A 611-nucleotide genomic window follows, 5' to 3' on the forward strand; every position below is an offset into this window, starting at 1 on the left:
CAACCCTGTTTTCCATACAAGAAGAACATTTCGAGCCATTTTTCAATTTACATCTACCAAAAAAAATGATATCCTATAAGGTGTTTGACTACTATTAAGTACATCATCAATACTGGGGAATTTAAAAAATGAAAAATAAAACTGCATTTACAATTTTGACGATTCTAGTCTTAAGTTTTCTACTTTATCTGTCAGGCGGGATTTTTGTACATCACGGCTCTGCGAAAAACAGCGAATCTATTGCAGCGGATATTGATCTGCTCAACCAAATGGAAGCCAAAACGCCGACAGACTTCTCATCCCGAAAAATCGAAAGTTTTTCCGGCGATCTCACTGAGGAACAGGAGAAGATCATCGCAATGAAAGATGACTCCTTTGACAACAGTGAAATGACCAAATGGTTTGAGGACGTGATCATCCTGGGGGATTCTATCGTCGAGGGCGGCTCTGCCTATGAATGGCTGACGCCATCCAACTTCTCCTCCAAGATCGGTATCTCCGTCTGCACAGCTGAAGAACAGATTGACGCTGCTATTAATGCTTCGCCATCTCTTCTTTTCATGTGTTTTGGTGTCAATGATATCGAGAATTATGGCTCACAGGTGGATGGA

Annotated in this window: 1 protein-coding gene; it reads left to right on the forward strand. The window is 41.2% G+C overall.

The features are described 5' to 3' along the window. Positions 1 to 128: 128 nt before the first annotated feature. Positions 129 to 611 (forward strand): SGNH/GDSL hydrolase family protein (locus WMO25_RS18660; RefSeq protein WP_349086755.1); only part of this gene is annotated, 483 nt, incomplete at its 3' end.

It is taken from the genome of Coprococcus intestinihominis (assembly GCF_040096555.1).
Classification (GTDB): domain Bacteria; phylum Bacillota; class Clostridia; order Lachnospirales; family Lachnospiraceae; genus Coprococcus_A; species Coprococcus_A intestinihominis.